The organism is Streptomyces sp. NPDC090025, assembly GCF_044748125.1.
Taxonomy (GTDB): Bacteria; Actinomycetota; Actinomycetes; order Streptomycetales; family Streptomycetaceae; genus Streptomyces.
The window spans coordinates 527,289-544,630 of the sequence record NZ_JBIVFL010000003.1 but is presented as its reverse complement, the minus strand read 5'-3'; the positions used below and the strand labels follow the sequence as shown (position 1 = coordinate 544,630).

Sequence of the window (17,342 nt, the reverse complement as noted above, 5' to 3'; positions counted from 1 at the left end):
AGCTTCCGTGCGGTCGAGCACGGGGCATTCGTCTCTCACGAATCTCATCGGGTGGGGAAATCTGTGCGTATACGCATTGGCATAGGAAGATTCGGCCGCACGAGAGGGAAACGCCACGATCTGCGCCGACGCGCGCTGGTCGTGGTGCCGCTGGCCCTCTCGCTGTCGGTCCCGCTCGGGCTCACCCCCGTCGTCGCCGATGACGGCGGCAGGGGGCTGGGCCGCCTGGCACTTCCCGAACAGCACGCCAGCAAGGTCACGCCGTACACCGCTGCGGCGCTGAACAAGGCGCGGCAGCAGGTCACGCGCGAACTGCGGGAGAACAAGGCGCAGGCCGACCGGGCCCGCGCCGAGCTGCGCCGGTCGACCTGGCCGAAGGCCGGCACCGCCGACATCACCCTCGCCGGCCGGACCGGCGGCCGGGCCGCGCCCGGCGGCCTGCCGGTCGCCCTGACGCCCGGCACGGCCGCCTCGGCTCTCGACACCGGCGCCGACACCACGATCAAGGTGCTGGACCGGGCGATCGCGGACAAGCTCGGGATCAACGGCGTCGTGCTGACCGCGGCGGCCGATGACACCGGTACCGCTCGCATCAGCGTCGGATACGGTGCGTTCGCTTCGGCGGTCGGCGGCGGCTGGTCCGGCCGGCTGGGCCTCGTCCAGCTCCCGGCCTGTGCCCTGACCACTCCGGAGAAGGCCGAATGCCGCACTGAGATCCCGCTGACCTCGAGCAACGACACCAAGACCCAGACGGTCTCCGCCGAGGTACCGATCGCCCGAACGGACGCGGGTCCGACCACCCAGCTCGGCTCGTCGGCCCCCGGGGCGACCGTCCTGGCACTGACCGCCTCCGACTCCGGCAGCGGTGCGTCCCCCAAGGGCACCGGCAACTACAGCGCCACCCCGCTGTCCTCGTCCTCGTCCTGGAGCGCCGGGAACAACTCGGGCTCGTTCACCTGGTCGTACGGCTTCACGCTGCCGCCCGCGGCCGCCGGACCCACGCCGTCCCTGACGCTGTCGTACGACTCCGGAAGCGTCGACGGCCGGACCGCGACCACCAACAACCAGGCCACCTCGGTCGGTGAGGGCTTCTCCCTCACCGAGTCGTACATCGAGAGGGCGTACGGCAGCTGCGACGACGACGAACACGACGACGTGTTCGACCGCTGCTGGAAGTACGACAACGCCCGTCTGGTGCTGAACGGGAAGTCCTCGCGGCTCGTCAAGACCTCCACCGCCGACGTGTGGAAGCTGGAGAACGACGACGCCTCGACCGTGACCCGCGGCACCGGAGCCGACAACGGCGACGACAACGGCGAGTACTGGACGGTCGTCACCGGGGACGGCACCACGTACGTGTTCGGGCAGAACAAGCTGCCCGACGCGACCACCCAGCGGACCAACTCGACCTGGACCGTGCCCGTTTTCGGCGACGACTCGGGCGAGCCGGGATACGACAAGGGAACCGCGTTCGCCGACCGGTCGCTGAACCAGGCGTGGCGGTGGAACCTCGACCGCGTCGAGGACACCCGCGGCAACGCGGCCACGTACTGGTACACGGCCGAGAAGAACTACTACAAGAAGAACAAGGCCACCAAGGCCGACACCGAGTACGTGCGTGGCGGCACCCTGGCGGAGATCAAGTACGGCCTCCGGGCGGGTGCCCTGTTCACCGACGACGCCGACGCCAAGGTGACGTTCGGCTATGCCGAGCGGTGCACGGCGGCGGACTGCACGTCCCTGACCAAGGACACCGCCGAGAACTGGCCGGACGTGCCCTTCGACGCGATCTGCGCGAAGGACTCCACCGACTGCCGTTCGTCCTCCGCGTCCTTCTTCAGCCGCAAGCGGCTGACCGGCATCGACACCTACTCGTGGAACAGCACGACCAAGGCGTACGACACCGTCGACGCCTGGGACTTCGTCCAGGAGTACAAGGACGGCGGAGACATCGGCGACTCGTCCGACCAGGTCCTGACCCTCAGCGCGATCAAGCGGTGGGCGAAGGCCGGTCAGATGATCGCGATCCAGCCGATCACCTTCACGTACATCCTGCGCGAGAACCGGGTCGACGCAACGGAAAACATCCTGCCGATGTCCCGGCCGCGCATCTCCACCATCACCTCGGAGACGGGCGCCATCACCACCGTCACGATGTCCGCCCCGGAGTGCGTGCGCAGCAAGGTGCTGACCGCCGCGCCCGACACCAACACCCGCAACTGCTACCCGCAGTTCTGGAACATCAACGGCTCCTCCGAAGCGTCCATCGACTGGTTCCACAAGTACCGCGTCCTCGGCGTGACGACCACGGACCCCGCGTTCCAGAACGGTGCCGTCGAGAACGAGTACGTGTACAGCGGTCCCGCCTGGCACTACAGCGACGACCCGATGACGCCGAAGGCCGAGCGCACCTGGTCCGACTGGCGGGGCTACCGCGAGGTCACCGTCCACAAGGGATCACGCAACGAGCCCGTCCGTTCCAAGACGGTGTCGCTGTTCATGCAGGGCATGCACGGGGACCCCAACAAGGACGGCACGACCAAGTCCGTCTCGCTCGCCAAGCTCGCCGAGCCGGCCATCGCCATCCCGTCCATCGTGGACAGCGACGCCTACTCGGGCATGCTCCGTGAGCAGGTCACCTACAACGGCGCGAGCCCGATCGAGGTGACGGTGAACGACCCCTGGTCGGCCGAGACGGCGCGCCAGACCGATGTGCCGGACGCCGGCGATCACGTCGCCCGATTCGTCCGTACGAAGAAGACGACGAAGTCCACCTACCTGACCGCGACGGACAGCTGGCGTTCCCGGGCGACGGAGACCCGCACGTTCGACAGCTACGGCATGGCCACCGAGACCCTCGATTCAGGGGACCTCGCGAAGTCCGGCGACGAGACCTGCACCGAGACCACATACGCGCGCAACGACGCTGTGGGTCTCACCGGGCTCGTGTCGCGGGTCCGCACCGTGGCCCTGGCCTGCGGATACGCCGCGACCGCACCGAAGCTCGCCAACACCGACGGGACCCGCGGCAGCGTCCTGTCCGACGTCGCCACCGCGTACGACGGCCTCACCTGGTCCGACACGATGAAGCCGACCAAGGGGCTCGTCACGTGGACCGGGCGGGCGAAGGAGTACGCCACCCCGATCAAGTGGCAGAAACTCGGCGCGACCGCCTACGACAAGCTCGGGCGGCCGACCACGGTGACCAACGCCGACGACAAGTCGGCCACCACGGCGTACACCCCCGCCGAGGCGGGACCGCTGACCATGACCTCGGTCACGAACCCGGCCACCCACAAGACCTTCAACTACCTCGACCCGCGCCGCGGTCTCACGCTGCGCAGTTACGACGCCAACCAGAAGAAGACCGAGCTCGCCTACGACGCGCTGGGACGCCTGACGGACGTCTGGCTGCCCAACCGCATCCGCGGCAGCCAGTCGCCCAACAGCACCTACACGTACTTCGTCGGCAACGCCAAGCAGCAGTCCTGGGTCTCGTCCTCGGCGCTCAAGGCCGACGGCACGACGTACACCACCACCTACGCGATCTACGACGCGTTGCTGCGGCCGTTGCAGACCCAGTCCCCCACACCGCAGGGCGGCCGTCTGCTCACGGACACGCGCTACGACACCCGTGGCCTCGCCTACGAGGCGTACGCCGACATCCTCGACCCGACCACCACGCCCAACGGCTCCTACGCACGGGCCGAGTACGGAGGGGCTCCCAAGCAGACGGAGACCGTCTTCGACGGCGCCGAGCGGGCCACGTCCAGCAGTCTCTACATCCTGGGCGTGAAGCAGTGGACCACCAGGACCAGCTACACCGGTGACTCCACTGCCACCACCGCCCTCGACGGCGGGACCGCGACCCGCACCATCGTGGACGCGTTCGGACGGACCGTGGAGACCCGCGAGTACGCCGGTGCGGACCCTGCGGACCAGGCGTACGGGGCCACCCTCGGCAACGCGTACACCTCCACGAAGTTCGCGTACACCCCGGACGGCAAGCAGGCCAAGGTCATCGGGCCCGACTCGGCCACGTGGAGCTACACCTACGACCTCTTCGGCCGGCAGAAGACGGCGACGGACCCCGACAAGGGACCGACCACGACCGAGTACGACGTGCTCGACCGTGTCGTGAAGTCGACCACCGGCGGCAAGACGGTCCTGAGCGCCTACGACAATCTCGGCAGGCCCACCGACACCTGGTCCCTCGACGACACGACGAAGACGCTGCTGACGCGGCGTACGTACGACGTGCCGATGAAGGGCCTGCCCACGGCGTCGACCCGCTTCGTCGGGGGCGAGCAGGGCACGCAGTACACCAAGCGCGTCAAGGAGTACGACGAGCTGGGCCGCGTGAAGGAGACGGAGCTGCAGCTCCCCGCCGAGGACGCCCTCGTGAAGGCGGGCCAGCCGGCGACGCTGAGCTACAAGACCGGCTACCGCGTCGACGGCACCATCGGCAGCACCTCGGAGCCGGCGCTCGGCGGCCTCCCCGGCGAGACCCTCGAGTACGGCTACGGCGACCTGGGACAGGTCACGCAGCTCCAGGGGCTCAGCAAGTACCTGCTGAACGTGGACTACACGGCTCTGGGGCAGGTCGCCCAGCTCAAGCTGGGGCGTGGCGGCCCGGGAGACCGGAACGTCTACGTGACCAACACCTATGAGAAGGGCACCGACCGGCTCCTCACGAGCAACGTCACGGACGAGACCCACCCGTGGATGCCGCAAGCCCTCGGCTACGGCTACGACCAGGCCGGCAACGTGACGTCCATCGCCGACCCCAGCACACTCGGCGGGACGGCCAAGTCCGAGACGCAGTGCTTCGCCTATGACGGCTACCGCCGCATGACCGAGGCGTGGACCCCGGCGTCCGAGAAGTGCTCCGACGCGCGCGGCGCGGGCACTCTGGGCGGCCCGGCTCCCTACTGGACGTCGTACACCTACAACCAGGCGGGCCAGCGCGAGACCGAGACGCAGCACACCACAGCGGCCGACACCACGACGAGGTACTGCTACACCTCGCCGACCCAGCCGCACGCTCTGGCGTTCACGACCAGCCGATCCGCGTGCGGTACGGCTGACGCCAAGGCGGACAAGCTGTACGAGTACGACACCGCGGGCAACACGAGCAAGCGGCCCGGGGCGACGGGGCAGCAGGACCTGAAGTGGTCGGCGGAGGGCCGGCTCTCCCAGCTGGTGGAGTCGAGCAAGACCACGGACTACATCTATGACGCCGACGGCACCCTGCTGATCCGCAACACGCAGGACGGCGAGCGCGTCCTGTACGCGGGTGCGACGGAGCTGCACGTCAAGGGCACCACGGCCTGGGCACAGCGCACCTACACGGTGGGCAGCAGCGCGATCGCCGTCCGCACCAACCAGTCCGGCACCGCCCAGGTCCAGTTCCTGGCCGGGGACCAGCACGGCACCCAGAGCCTGGCGATCGGCGCGGACACCGACCAGAAGATCACCAAGCGCTTCATGACGCCGTTCGGCGCGGAGCGCGGCGGCTCGACCGGCCCCTGGCTGACGGACCGCGGTTTCCTGGACAAGACGGCGGACAGGACGACGGGCCTGACGCACATAGGGGCTCGCGAGTACGACCCGTCGATCGGCCAGTTCATCAGTGTGGACCCGCTGCTCTCCACCGACCAGCACCAGTCGCTGAACGGCTACAGCTACGCGAACCAGCACCCGGCGACGTCTTCGGACCCGACGGGGCTGCGGGAGGTGTGTAGCGCCTATGGGAACTCGTGTACCCCGACAACCAGCAAGCCCCCCGCCTTCCCCGGAAATTCACTTGTCGCGGTGACCGGAGCCGACGGTACGACCACCAGTAAGCCTGCTAACACTGAAGTAAGCTGCAACCGATTTTCGTGCAAGAGTAAGCGGACCAATCAGCCCGTTGGTGATGATCGTGACTACTTGGCTGGAATTGTCACGGGGGCCGTCGAGACGCTTACTTTCAGTTGTAATTTGTTCAAGCTCTTCGGGTCGGTTGAATGTGCAGGTGAGGCGACCGCCAAGGAGTTCGCCGATAATGGTGCGGACTTGACTTCGGCCAGCTTCGGGATGGGAGTAGAGCACGGCGGGATACTGGCTGGAGTTCCGCTTGGTCCAGTGGCTCCGGAGGTGGCCGCTGGGAAGACGTTCACCTCCTTGCTGTACCGGCGAGGAGGTAACCTTGGTGAGTACTCGGGGTTGAGTATTCCGATGACCAGGAGGTCAGTGAAGCAGTATGCAAAGGAGGCTGATATTTCGCTAGCGGGCACAAAGTTCAGGATCGAGCGAAACCCTGAACTTGTAGGGAAGCCTATGTATGGGCATACGAATCCGGAAACGCAGCAGATGGCTTTCTATCCGGAGGCATTCAGGGATCCCGAAAATCTCGTGAAAACCATTGGTCATGAGCGGACGCACGTGATGCAGCTAAGGTTGCATGGACAGCCGATTGATACGGTGGATGCGGATTTGAGGGAAGCGGCGGCGTGGGGTAGCGAGGATGGCTTCTGGTATACGTATCAGATGCGAAATGGGGGAGGGACTCCTTGATGAAGAGAAGCAAGAGGAGTCTTTGGCTCTCGGCCATGGCAAATTTTGTCGACGAGGATCACGTCGTGTGTCCGAAATGCGGGTCGCTTGAGCTTCACTTGCGATATATTGGTGACCCGACCGAGCGGGTTGGCTACGCACTCTTCTGGTGCGGCACTTGCCTTCATGGGGTCAGGATTTCCCGGGCTGGTGCGACGCGTGCGGGTGAATTCTACTCGTTCGGCGATCCTGGTGCGCTCGAAGGGGTGCCGGATTTCACTTCAATTGAATGAGTTGTATTGGTGTGCTGAATATTCAGTCGCGCGTTAGTTGATTCAACTCGAGTTGGAGTGGTTGCCCCTCTTTTCGTGAGAGGGGCAACTGCGTTTCAAGTACCTCCTGCAGGCCCCTACCCCGCCGACGGGCGCTTCCTGATCAAGCGTTCACTCGGACCGGACATCGATGCGCCGACGAGGCTGAAACGCGCCGGGCGCCGACGGGGGGCGGTGACCCTTCGCGTGGACGGTCGCCGTCCGGGCTCAGAGCCAGCCCTGCTGGCGGGCCGCCCGGACCGCCTCCATGCGGTTGCGGGTGCCCGTCTTGCCGATCGCCGAGGAGAGGTAGTTGCGGACCGTCGACTCGGAGAGGTGGAGCTTCGTCGCGATGTCCGCGATCGTCGCGCCGTCCACCGAGGCGCCGAGGGCCTCGCGTTCGCGGGCGGTCAGGGGGTTGGGGCCCGCGCTGAGGGCGGCGGCCGCGAGGGCCGGGTCGATGACCGTTTCGCCGCGCAGGGCCTGGCGGATGGCCTCGGCCAGGTCCTCGACCGGGCCGTCCTTGACCAGGAAGCCGGCCGCGCCCGCCTCCATCGCACGGCGGAGATAGCCGGGGCGGCCGAAGGTCGTGAGGATCAGGACCCGGCAGTCGGGGACCTCGTCGCGCAGGTCGGCCGCCGCGTCGAGGCCGGAGCGGCCCGGCAGCTCGATGTCGAGGAGTGCCACGTCGGGCCGGGTCATCAGGGCCGTCGGCACGATCTCGTCGCCGCGGCCGACCTGCGCGACGACCTCCAGGTCCGGCTCCATGCCGAGCAGCAGCGCGAGCGCGCCGCGCATCATGCCCTGGTCCTCGGCGAGGAGGACGCGGGTGCACTTCTGGGGCCGGTGGTCCTGCGGCATCTCGTTCACGGGAACAGGGTAGGGCGGGGCCGGGGTTGGGGCCCGTCGGGAAGCGTTGGGAAAGGGGCGGGTGGGGGATCCGGGTGATCGGGCGCATCGTGCGGCGGGTTGCTTCGTTGATCGAGTCATGAAGAAGATCATGACTGTCGCGTCCCTCGTCCTCGCCCTCGGCGCGGGCGCCGCCGGAACCGCCGTCGCGGACTCCGGCGACACCCACGACTCACCCGTGGTCGCCCTCATCAGCACCGGCCAGATCGACGACCCGCTGGAGGACGTCCTGGAGCACACCCTGAACTTCGGCGACGGGTACAAGTGGGATTAGCAGGACAACCCGCCGGGACCTACTGGGGTTCGAGCTTGCCGTCGGACTCCCAGAGGTCGAGCCCGCGCCGGATGTCCTCGCGGGTGTACGTCAACGGCGGGAAGCCCTCGACGCTCAGCACGTACGTGGCGGACGCCCCCGGTACCTTGAAGGAGACGGGGAACCTGCACAGCATCAAGGTGCTGCTGCCGAAGGCCGTGCCCGGGTTCAGCCGGTCGGAGCCCAGGACCTTGCCGCCGCTGTCCGTCACGCGGACCTTCGCCCCGGCCTTCAGCCTGGAACCCGACGGGGCCTTGCACCGCTCGCCGTCGGCGGGGCCCTTGCCGGTGGGCAGCTCCACGGCGAGCGAGCCGCTGATGGTGAGGGTCACGGCGGGCGACGGCTTCGCGCTGGGCGACGCCGAGTTCTTCGACGTGTCGGAGGCGTCCGACGCGCCCCCCGACCCGCCCGACCCGCCCGCGCACCCGACGAGACCGGCCATGCCCAGGACCAGGCCGCAGGCCCACAGCTTTCTCATGCTTCCCCCTCGTGACCTGCGGCGGACCGTTCCGCACAGGCAGCGGCAGCACCTTATACGTCCAGCAGGCCAACCACCGGTGAAAATCAGGGGGCCCGGCGCATCCGGGACGGGCGGGGTGTCGTTGGGCGGGGTATGAACAGCCACCTGAACCGAGGGGCCCGCGGCGGCGCCGCGCTCGCCCTGGTCACCACCGTCGTCGGCATGACCGCCCTCGCCCTGGGCGGGGGCGGTGGGCAGACGCTGGCCGCCCCCGCCCCCGACGTGCCGCTGCTCGGGCTCCTGACGCCCGGCCACGGCCACAGCCACGGCCATGGCCCCGGCCACGCCGGTGGCGGTGACGGCGGGGACGTCACCATCGGCGGGAACGACTCCGTCAGCCAGATCGGCTGACCTCGCCCCTCCCCCTCCCCGGAGCGACCCCTACGCCGCCGTGTCGAACGTGTAGTGGCGGGTGTGGTCGAGCAGGTCCGCCGGGGTCACGTCGTTCCACGGCCGCATGGTGTCGTTGAGGTCGACGACGTTCGCCGTGCCCGCCGCCGGGAGGTACGGCGAACGCGGGTGGCGGGCCTGCCAGTCCGCCCACAGCTTGTCGATGAAGGCGTGGTGCAGCCAGAACACCGGGTCGTTGGGGGAGACGCCGGTCGCCATCTGGCCGCCCACCCACACATGGACGCGGTTGTGCAGGTTGACCCCGCGCCAGCCCTCCAGGTGGTTGCGGAAGCCGTCCGACGCGCTGTTCCAGGGCGCCATGTCGTACGTCTCCATCGCCAGCACCGAGTCCACCTCGGCCCGCGTCGGGAGCTGGCGCCCGCCCGCGCCCAGGTCGCGGCGGAGGTAGTCGCGGCCGTCCACCCGGACGGTGATCGTCCAGCGGTTGCCGGTGCGGGCGAACGCGCCGTCGGTGACCTGTCCGTCGCGGGCCCGGCCGGTGCCGCCGAGGAAGTCGGGGGCCCAGAGGGAGGACCGGGAGGTGCGGTCGGCCGTCCAGTCCCAGTAGGGGAGGGCGACCGTCGCGTCCACCGACTGCAGCGCCTGCTCGAACTCCAGCAGGAAACGCCGGTGCCAGGGCAGGAACGACGGCGAGCGGTGCCCCACCCGGTCCCCGCTGTCCGTGTCGCTCATGATGAAGGCGTTGTGGGTGGTGACGAAGGTGTCGTAGCGGCCCGAGCGCTTCAGCTCGAGCAGCGCGGCGATGAACCGCCGCTTCTCGTCGGCGGTCAGCGTGGCCTGGTTCTTGCGTATGGTCATGGTGGTGTACGGCTCCGATCGGACGGCGGGAACGCTCGACGGGCGAGCCCGCCCAGGTGGCGGGAACGCTCAGAGAGCGGGGACGGTCAGCGGGACGAGCGGCGCGCCCTGGAGCTCCCGTACGGCCGCGCGCGCGGCCGCCTTGGGCGAGGCGACGGGCTCGTAATGGGTGATCACGCTGATCCAGGTGCCGTCCGCGTTCTGCATGACGTGGAGTTCCGCGCCGTCGATCGTGACGGTGTAGCCGCCGCCGTGGCCCTCGTGACCGCCGCCGTGGCCGCCGTGGTGGCCGCCGCCGGACGACGCCGGGGTGCCCTTGATGCGGCGGCCGAGGTACACCTCGTCGAAGGGGCCGGGCGCGGGCGCCGGGTCCGTGGCCGGGCTGGTGGCCGGGGAAGTGGCCGCCTCGGCGAGGGCCGGGCCCGCCAGGGCGAGACCCGCGGCGGCGCCGGCGGCGCCGGCCGCGACCCCCAGGGCCTTGCGACGCGTGATGGTGGTGGAACGGGACATGAAGAACCCCCTCATGGCTGTGCTGATGCAGCCACCGGGGGTTGGTCATATGCCCCCGGTGTGTTCCACTGGTATCCCGGGGGTCCGGCGTGTCGGAAATCTGATCGAATGGGTTGGGCGCGAAGCGGACAACCTTCCCCGAATAGTGCAAAGTTGAAGCAAGATGATCTTGCTGTGGAGGGGTTCTCCGGAGGGTGCGGAATGAAATCCTCCGCCCAGAACCGGCCCGCTCCGCGAACGATCTTCGGCGTGCCCTCCCCGCTGTGGCGGAGGGCACGCCCCGGGCCCGGCCTCAAACTGGCCTGATCCCGGTCGTCGCCACCGAATCCGCACCGGATCCGCATCGGGTCCACACTGGATCAGCGCCGGGTCCACACCGGATCAGCACCGGGTCCGCACTGGACCAGCGCCGAATCCGCGCCGGATCCGGGCCGGATCCGCCCGAGGTCCGACTACGAGGCCGCCAGCGACTCCAGCGCCGGGACCGAATCCGCCGGGGTCGGCAGCGCGGCGTTCTCCGCCTGGAGCCGGAGCGCCGCCTCGCGCACGTCCGCGTCCCCCGTGAGGCGGGCGAGCAGCGCCGTGTCCACGGCGTCGGACGCGGACGTCAGGGCGGCGCCGGTCGCGGTCAGGGCGTCGGTGTTGGTGAAGTGGTCGGCGCCCTGCGGCAGCAGGAGCTGCGGGATGCCGGCCTGCAGAGCGGTGAGCATCGTGCCCGAACCGCCGTGGTGGATCAGCGCGTCGGAGGTCGTCAGGAGCTCCGCGAGCGGCACCCACGGCAGCGGGCGCACATTGTCGGGCAGGGTGCCCAGCGGGCCGAGGTCGGCGTCACCGACCGCGAGCAGGAACTCGGCGTCCACCGACGCCGCCGCCTCCATCAGCCGGACGATCGACCGCACCCCGTCCATCTCCGTGAGCACCGTGCCCAGCGTCACCGCGACCCGCGGCCGCTCGCCCCGGCGCAGCAGCTCGGCGGGGACGAAACCGCCGCCGTTGTACGGGACGTAGCGCATCCGCAGGCTGCCGACGTCGCCGCCGAGCGAGGCGGGCACGATGTCCAGCGGGGTGGCTTCGGCGGGTCCGGCCACGCCGTACGCCTCGTACACCTCGACGAAGTTGGCCGCGAGGCGCCGCGCCATGTCGAGCCCGGACGTGACGCCGAAGTTCTGGATCGCCGACGGGATCTTCAGCTTCGCCGCGACCAGCGTGGCGGACGCCTGGAAGGAGTCGTGGATCAGCAGGTCGGGGCCCCAGCTCTCAGCGACGTCCAGGAGCCCGCACACGGTCGGGCGGGACACCTTCGCGAACATCCGGGCCGCCCGGTCGAGGATCTCCTCCGTCGTCATGTCGGGCGACACATAACCCACGCCCTCCCCGGTCTGCTCGATCACCTCCCGGGGGGAGCGCCCGTCGCCGATCTCCACGATCGGGAACCCCGCCTCGCGCAACGACGCCAACGGCCGTGAACCGGCGAACAGCACCTCGTGGCCCGCGGCGCGCAGCGCCTGCGCGGTCGGGATCATCGGGAACAGATGGCCGGCCGCGGCCGGACCGGTGAACAGAATGCGCACGGGAATCTCCTTGCCCTACTGGCGGTTGCATTCCGTGAACCGGCATGCGTCGGCGCGGTGTTCCCCCGGTAGCGTCGATATCCGGACAGAAAAATCCGCCGTACGGATCCTCCCGAAAGGCCGCTTTGTCAGCGGTCGTTCGCGCCTCGGCGGCCGCCCCGTCAGCATCCGCCCCGGCAGCGGCCGTTCGTCTCAGCAGTCGTTCGCCTCAGCGGCCCGTCCCAGAACCCCGTCCGCCGCCCCGGCCTCCTCCACCGGCAGCTCCGCCGTCACCCGGAACCCGCCGCGCGGCCCCGGGCCCGCCTCAAGCGTCCCGCCCGCCGCCGCGACCCGCTCCCGCAGGCCGAGCAGCCCGCTGCCCGGGGTGCCCGACCCCGTACCCCGCCCGTCGTCCGTCACCGTCAGCCGCACCCGCTCGGCCGAGCCGCCCACCTCGATCTCGCAGCGGGTCGCGCCGCTGTGCCGTACCGCGTTGGTCGCCGACTCCCGCACCACCCAGCTCAGCAGCGCCGCCGTCCGCGGTTCGAGCGGCGGACCCGACTGGCGGACCACCGGCTCGATGCCCGCCGAGGTCAGCACGTCACGCGCCCGGTCGAGCTCGGTCGCGAGCGAGGTCTCGCGGTACCCCGTCACCGCCTCCCGGATCTCCGTCAGCGCCTGCCGCCCGACCGTCTCGATGTCCCCGACCTGCGCAAGGGCCGCGTCCAGATCGCGCGGCGCGAGGCGCCGGGCCGCCTCCGCCTTCACCACGATCACCGACAGGGTGTGGCCGAGCAGGTCGTGCAGGTCCCGGGAGAACCGCAGGCGCTCCTTCTCGACCGCCGTGCGGGCCAGTTCCTCCCGGGTCGCGCGCAGTTCCTGCACGGTCTCGCTCAGCGCCAGGATCGCCGCCGTCACCATGGTCGAGATGAACGTCCCGTACACGATCCCGAACGAGTCCCAGCCGTCCCGCCAGATCGTCACCACCGCCACCCCCGCCACCAGCGGGAACGCGGTCAGCCGCAGCATCCGCCCACCCCGCACCACCGCGCCGACCGTGAGCCCGTCGAGCGGGAACAGCAGCAGCCACTCACGGCCGTACACGATGGCGAGGGCGAAGGTGAGGGCGAGGAGCGTGCCGAGCAGCCACCAGGTCAGCGCGGTGTCACGGGCGGCGGGGACGAACGCCCGCATCACGACCCAGATGTAGAGGGTGTTGAAGGTCAGCAGGCCCAGGCCGCCGACCCAGGGGTTCGCCGCCTCGCCCGAGATGAGGTGGGACAGCGCGCCCAGGCCCATGAGCAGCCACGGCAGCAGACTCAGGCCGGTCGGCCCGTGGCCCGCCTTGCTCTCCGCCCGGCGCCGCAGGAAGTCGCGCATCGATCCCCCTCGTTCTCTTCGCTCTTCGCTCTTCGCTCTTCGCTCTTCGCTCGTTGGCGCGTGCTGGGTCACGCCGTCCGTGCGGAACGACGGTACGAGACCGCCGCGTACCCGCCGAACAGCACCGCCCAGCCCAGCAGGATCAGCACCGTCGTCGCGCCCGGCAGCACGCCCTCCGTCACCGCGCGGCCCAGCTCCGAGAAGCGGTTGGTCGGGGTGTACGCGGAGAGGGTGGCGAGCCAGTGCGGGAACAGGTCCACCGGGAACCACAGGCCGCCGAGCACCGCGAGGCCCAGGTTGCAGGTGATGTTCACGACGCCGGTGGTCTGCGCGGAGAGCCGGTAGCCGTTGCCGAGCCCGAGCAGTGTGAACGGCAGCGAACCCGCCCACAGCGTCAGCGCGACCGCCGCCCACTGCCAGCCGGCGAGCCGTACGTCGTTGACCACCCCGCCCGCGAACAGCACGGCGGCGATCGCCGGGAGCACCACGACCGTGCCGGTGAGCGCCCGGCCCGCGACCACCTGGGCCGGGGTCATCGGGGTGATCCGCAGCTGCCGCAGCCAGCCGGAGGACTTGTCCTCGGCGACGCCCGTACCGAGCGAGAGGGCCGCGCCGAGCGCGCCGTACGCCGCCATGCCGACCATGGCGGCGGTCTTGAACTCGCCGCTGTTCTGGCCGCCGAGGTTGGTGAAGAGGAGGTACATCATCACCGGCATGGCGATCGAGGAGATCGCGAACCCGGCGTCACGGAGGGTCCTGCGGACTTCGAGCCGTACGTACGCGGTGATCATCGGGACAGCTCCATGTCGTGATCGGCGGGGGTGGTGGAGGGGGAGGCGGGCGAGGTGGACGGGGCGCCGGTGGCGCGGGTCAGGGTCAGGAACGCCTCGTTCAGGGACACCGGGGTCACCTCGATGCCCCGGATCAGGTCGCGCGCCGCGAGCGCGCGGACGGTCGCGTCCGGGTCGGTGCTGCGCAACTGCGCGCGGTCGCCGCGGATCTCCAGCGCCGTGACACCCGGCAGCTCGCTCAGGCCCTCGCTCGGGCCGCCCGCCAGGTCGATGGCGACGGCCGTGCCGCCCGCCGCCCGCTTCAGCTGGTCGGCGGTGCCGTCGGCGAGGATCCGGCCCGAGTCGACGACCACGATCCGGTCGGCGTTCTCGTCCGCCTCCTCCAGGTAGTGGGTGGAGAACAGCACGGTGTTGCCGCGCCGCGCGAAGCCGCGCATCGAGTCCCAGAACGCGGCCCGCGCCTCGACGTCCAGCGCCGCGGTCGGCTCGTCCAGGACGACCAGCTCCGGATCGCCCGCGAGGGCGATCGCGAACCGGACCCGCTGCGCCTGGCCGCCGGAGAGCCGGTCGACGCGGCGGCCGGCCAGCTCGGTGAGCCCGGCGAGCGCCAGCGCCTCGTCGACCGGCAGCGGCTCGGGGTACGTGCGGGCGACGAACTCGACCAGTTCGCGGACGGTGACCCGGGGAACCGGGCGGGTGTCCTGGAGCATCGCGCCGACCCGGCCGGCCGCCACCGCGCGGGCGGGGGCGTCGCCGAACAGCCGGACCTTGCCCGTTGTCGGCTCGTCCAGGCCGAGGAGCAGGTTGATGGCGGTGGACTTGCCCGCGCCGTTGCGGCCGAGCAGGGCGACGGTCTCGCCGCGCGCGATGGTCAGGTCGATGCCGTCGACGGCACGGACGGTGCCGTACGTCCTGGTGGCGGCGGTGAAGGTCACCGCGGGTTCCCCGTTCGTCTTCATGTCCATGAAGGTACGGAGCGGGGGCGGGGCCCGGGCAGGCTCAGGCGTACGGACCTGGCCGTGACAAATGTCCTGGGTGCCAGGGCTCGCCCGCCAGTATCTGACGTGGCGTCAGGCGTGGTCGCCCGGAGGGTTCACAACTCCCCACCGCTCGGCTATACATGGGGATCACCGTTCTAGAACGCGTTCTCGTTCTTCCTCCGGTTCCCGGTACGGTTCCGGCGGTCGGAGGGCGGAGGGCGCGGCGGAACGGTCCCCGCACGGCCTCGGTGCGGTCGACGGTGCGGACGGCCGCGCCGAGGTCTTCACCCGCCACAAGGAGCAGCAACGCGATGCCCATTGACGCCGCCAAGGCCGTCGCCGCGGAGCCCCGCAGCGCCGAGATCGCCTGGGACCACAAGGACGTCCAGCTCTACCACCTGGGCCTCGGCGCGGGCGTCCCGGCGACCGACCCCGACGAGCTGCGCTACACCCTCGAATCCCGGCTCCACGTCCTGCCCAGCTTCGCCACCGTCGCGGGCGCGGGCATGGGCGTCGTCGGCGGCCTGTCCGCCCCCGGCGTCGACATCGACCTCGCCGCCGTCCTGCACGGCGGCCAGTCGATCACCCTGCACCGCCCGCTCCCGGTCGCCGGCCGCGCGGTCTCCACCTCCCGGGTCGCCGCCGTGTACGACAAGGGCAAGGCGGCCGTTCTGGTGCTGCGCTCCGAGGCGGCCGACCCCGACGGACCGCTGTGGACCAGCGACGCGCAGATCTTCGTACGCGGCGAGGGCGGCTGGGGCGGCGACCGCGGGCCCTCCGAGCGCCTCGAACTCCCGGACCGCGCCCCCGACGCCACCGCCGAACGGCGCATCCGCGAGGAGCAGGCGCTGCTCTACCGCCTCTCCGGCGACTGGAACCCGCTGCACGCCGACCCGGAGTTCGCCAAGCTGGCGGGCTTCGACCGGCCGATCCTGCACGGGCTCTGCTCGTACGGGATGACGCTGAAGGCGGTCGTCGACACCCTGCTCGACGGCGACGTCACCCGGGTCCGGGGCTACCGCACCCGGTTCGCCGGGATCGTCTTCCCGGGCGAGACGCTGCGGATCCGGATGTGGCGGCTCGACGACGACCGGATCCAGGTCACGGTCACCGCGGCGGAGCGGGACGACGCGCCGGTCCTCGCCGACACCGTCGTCACCGTCGGCGACCACGCCTGAGCGAGAGCAGCCGGGCCGTACCCGATCGATCCGAATGGACCCGTCCCACCCCGTACCTGATGGGAGCCGCACCATGCGCGCAGCCGTACTGCACGAGATCGGCCAGGACAAGCTTGAGGTCGTCGACGACGTCGAGGCGGTGGGCTTCGGCCCCGGCAAGGTGAAGATCCGGGTACGGGCCACCGGCCTGTGCCACTCCGACGTCTCCGCGATGAGCGGCGTGCTGCCGCAGCCCGCGCCGTTCGTGCCGGGACACGAGGGCGCGGGCGAGATCCTCGACATCGGCGACGGGGTCTCCGGACTCACCGTCGGACAGCGGGTGCTGCTGTGCTGGCTGCCCGCCTGCGGCAGCTGCGCGGCCTGCAAGCGCGGCCAGACCCAGCTCTGTCTCGCCGGGTTCATGAACGCCGGCACCCCCAACTTCAAGCGCCCCGGCGGCGACGTCTTCGGCTTCGCCGGGACCGGCACCTTCGCCGAGGAGGTCGTCGTCGACGCGGGCTGCGCCGTCCCGATCCCGGACGACGTGCCGTTCGACATCGCCGCGCTGATCGGCTGCGGCGTCACCACCGGCCTCGGCGCGGCCATCAACACGGCCAAGGTGGAGGCCGGTTCGTCGGTCGCGGTGATCGGCTGCGGCGGCGTCGGCATCTCCGCGATCCAGGGCGCCAAGCTCCAGGGCGCGGCCCAGATCGTCGCCGTCGACCCGGTCGAGTCCCGCCGCGAGGCCGCCCTCCGCTTCGGCGCCACCGAGGCCGTCGCCCCGGACGCCCTTGCCGACGCCAAGCAGCGGATCACCGGCGGCGAGGGCTTCGACTACGTCTTCGAGGTCGTCGGCAAGTCCGCCACCGCGCGCACCGCGTACGAGACCACCCGGCGCGGCGGCACCCTCTGCGTCGTCGGCGCGGGCGCCCTCGACGACTTCCTCCAGTTCAACATGTTCGAGCTGTTCTTCGACGAGAAGAAGATCCTGCCCTCGATGTACGGGGGCGGGGACGTGCTCCGTTCGTACGAGCGGGCCATCGCGCTCTGGCGGGCGGGACGCATCGACCTGGCGTCGCTGATCACGCACCGGGTGCCGCTCGCGGGCATCAACGAGGCGCTGGAGCAGATGCGGACGGGCGCGGCGCTGCGCACCTGCATCGAGATCTGACGTA

At 70.3% G+C, this 17,342-nt stretch carries 13 protein-coding genes; 5 read left to right on the top strand and 8 right to left on the bottom strand.

The features are described from left to right. Window positions 1–141 precede the first annotated feature (141 nt). On the top strand, window positions 142–6,558 hold the full coding sequence (locus ACIPXM_RS11775; RefSeq protein ID WP_401654810.1) for an RHS repeat domain-containing protein: 6,417 nt from the start codon (window positions 142–144) through the stop codon (window positions 6,556–6,558). 518 nt (window positions 6,559–7,076) lie between these two features. Here the strand turns inward: ACIPXM_RS11775 and ACIPXM_RS11770 are convergent. Continuing rightward, window positions 7,077–7,709, bottom strand: coding sequence for a response regulator (locus ACIPXM_RS11770; protein ID WP_401654809.1), 633 nt, complete (start codon window positions 7,707–7,709; stop codon window positions 7,077–7,079). A 139-nt stretch (window positions 7,710–7,848) separates the two neighbouring features. Here ACIPXM_RS11770 and ACIPXM_RS11765 point away from each other — a divergent pair, with 139 nt between their 5' ends. Further along, window positions 7,849–8,031, top strand: a complete 183-nt coding sequence (locus ACIPXM_RS11765) for a hypothetical protein (RefSeq protein WP_401654617.1) — start codon at window positions 7,849–7,851, stop codon at window positions 8,029–8,031. A 19-nt stretch (window positions 8,032–8,050) separates the two neighbouring features. Here the strand turns inward: ACIPXM_RS11765 and ACIPXM_RS11760 are convergent, their stop codons facing one another. Next, window positions 8,051–8,548: a hypothetical protein gene (locus ACIPXM_RS11760; RefSeq protein WP_401654615.1), complete on the bottom strand. Its 498-nt coding sequence runs from the start codon at window positions 8,546–8,548 to the stop codon at window positions 8,051–8,053. Between the two features lie 135 nt (window positions 8,549–8,683). Between ACIPXM_RS11760 and ACIPXM_RS11755 the strand changes: the two genes are divergently transcribed. Continuing rightward, window positions 8,684–8,941, top strand: a complete 258-nt coding sequence (locus tag ACIPXM_RS11755; RefSeq protein WP_401654613.1) for a hypothetical protein — start codon at window positions 8,684–8,686, stop codon at window positions 8,939–8,941. 30 nt (window positions 8,942–8,971) lie between these two features. On the opposite strand, the gene ACIPXM_RS11750 is transcribed toward ACIPXM_RS11755, so the two are convergent. The 6 genes from ACIPXM_RS11750 to ACIPXM_RS11725 all read right to left on the bottom strand — a co-directional run bounded on the left by ACIPXM_RS11750 (window position 8,972) and on the right by ACIPXM_RS11725 (window position 14,989). Continuing rightward, complete coding sequence (locus tag ACIPXM_RS11750; protein ID WP_401654611.1) at window positions 8,972–9,799, bottom strand: tyrosinase family protein; 828 nt, start codon at window positions 9,797–9,799, stop codon at window positions 8,972–8,974. A gap of 69 nt (window positions 9,800–9,868) precedes the next feature. Further along, complete coding sequence (locus ACIPXM_RS11745; protein WP_401654609.1) at window positions 9,869–10,309, bottom strand: tyrosinase cofactor; 441 nt, start codon at window positions 10,307–10,309, stop codon at window positions 9,869–9,871. A 452-nt stretch (window positions 10,310–10,761) separates the two neighbouring features. Beyond that, entirely contained in the window at window positions 10,762–11,880 is a 1,119-nt protein-coding gene (locus tag ACIPXM_RS11740) for a nucleotide disphospho-sugar-binding domain-containing protein (protein ID WP_401654607.1), read from the bottom strand. 192 nt (window positions 11,881–12,072) lie between these two features. Continuing rightward, on the bottom strand, window positions 12,073–13,239 hold the full coding sequence (locus ACIPXM_RS11735; RefSeq protein ID WP_401654605.1) for a sensor histidine kinase: 1,167 nt from the start codon (window positions 13,237–13,239) through the stop codon (window positions 12,073–12,075). A gap of 68 nt (window positions 13,240–13,307) precedes the next feature. Continuing rightward, window positions 13,308–14,030 carry an ABC transporter permease gene (locus tag ACIPXM_RS11730; RefSeq protein ID WP_401654602.1) on the bottom strand — a complete coding sequence of 241 codons (723 nt, stop codon included), beginning with the start codon at window positions 14,028–14,030 and terminating at the stop codon, window positions 13,308–13,310. Further along, a complete protein-coding gene (locus ACIPXM_RS11725) occupies window positions 14,027–14,989 on the bottom strand; it encodes an ABC transporter ATP-binding protein (protein ID WP_401654600.1) in 963 nt (320 codons plus the stop codon). Before ACIPXM_RS11725 ends, ACIPXM_RS11730 begins: the two co-directional genes overlap by 4 nt. Window positions 14,990–15,321: 332 nt before the next feature. Between ACIPXM_RS11725 and ACIPXM_RS11720 the strand changes: the two genes are divergently transcribed. Together ACIPXM_RS11720 and ACIPXM_RS11715 are read left to right on the top strand one after the other, a co-directional pair. Beyond that, the gene (locus ACIPXM_RS11720) at window positions 15,322–16,188 is read left to right on the top strand and encodes a MaoC/PaaZ C-terminal domain-containing protein (protein WP_401654598.1); all 867 of its coding nucleotides are present in this window, start codon (window positions 15,322–15,324) and stop codon (window positions 16,186–16,188) included. Window positions 16,189–16,261: 73 nt separating this feature from the next. Next, the gene (locus ACIPXM_RS11715; protein WP_401654596.1) at window positions 16,262–17,338 is read left to right on the top strand and encodes a Zn-dependent alcohol dehydrogenase; all 1,077 of its coding nucleotides are present in this window, start codon (window positions 16,262–16,264) and stop codon (window positions 17,336–17,338) included. Window positions 17,339–17,342 lie beyond the last annotated feature (4 nt).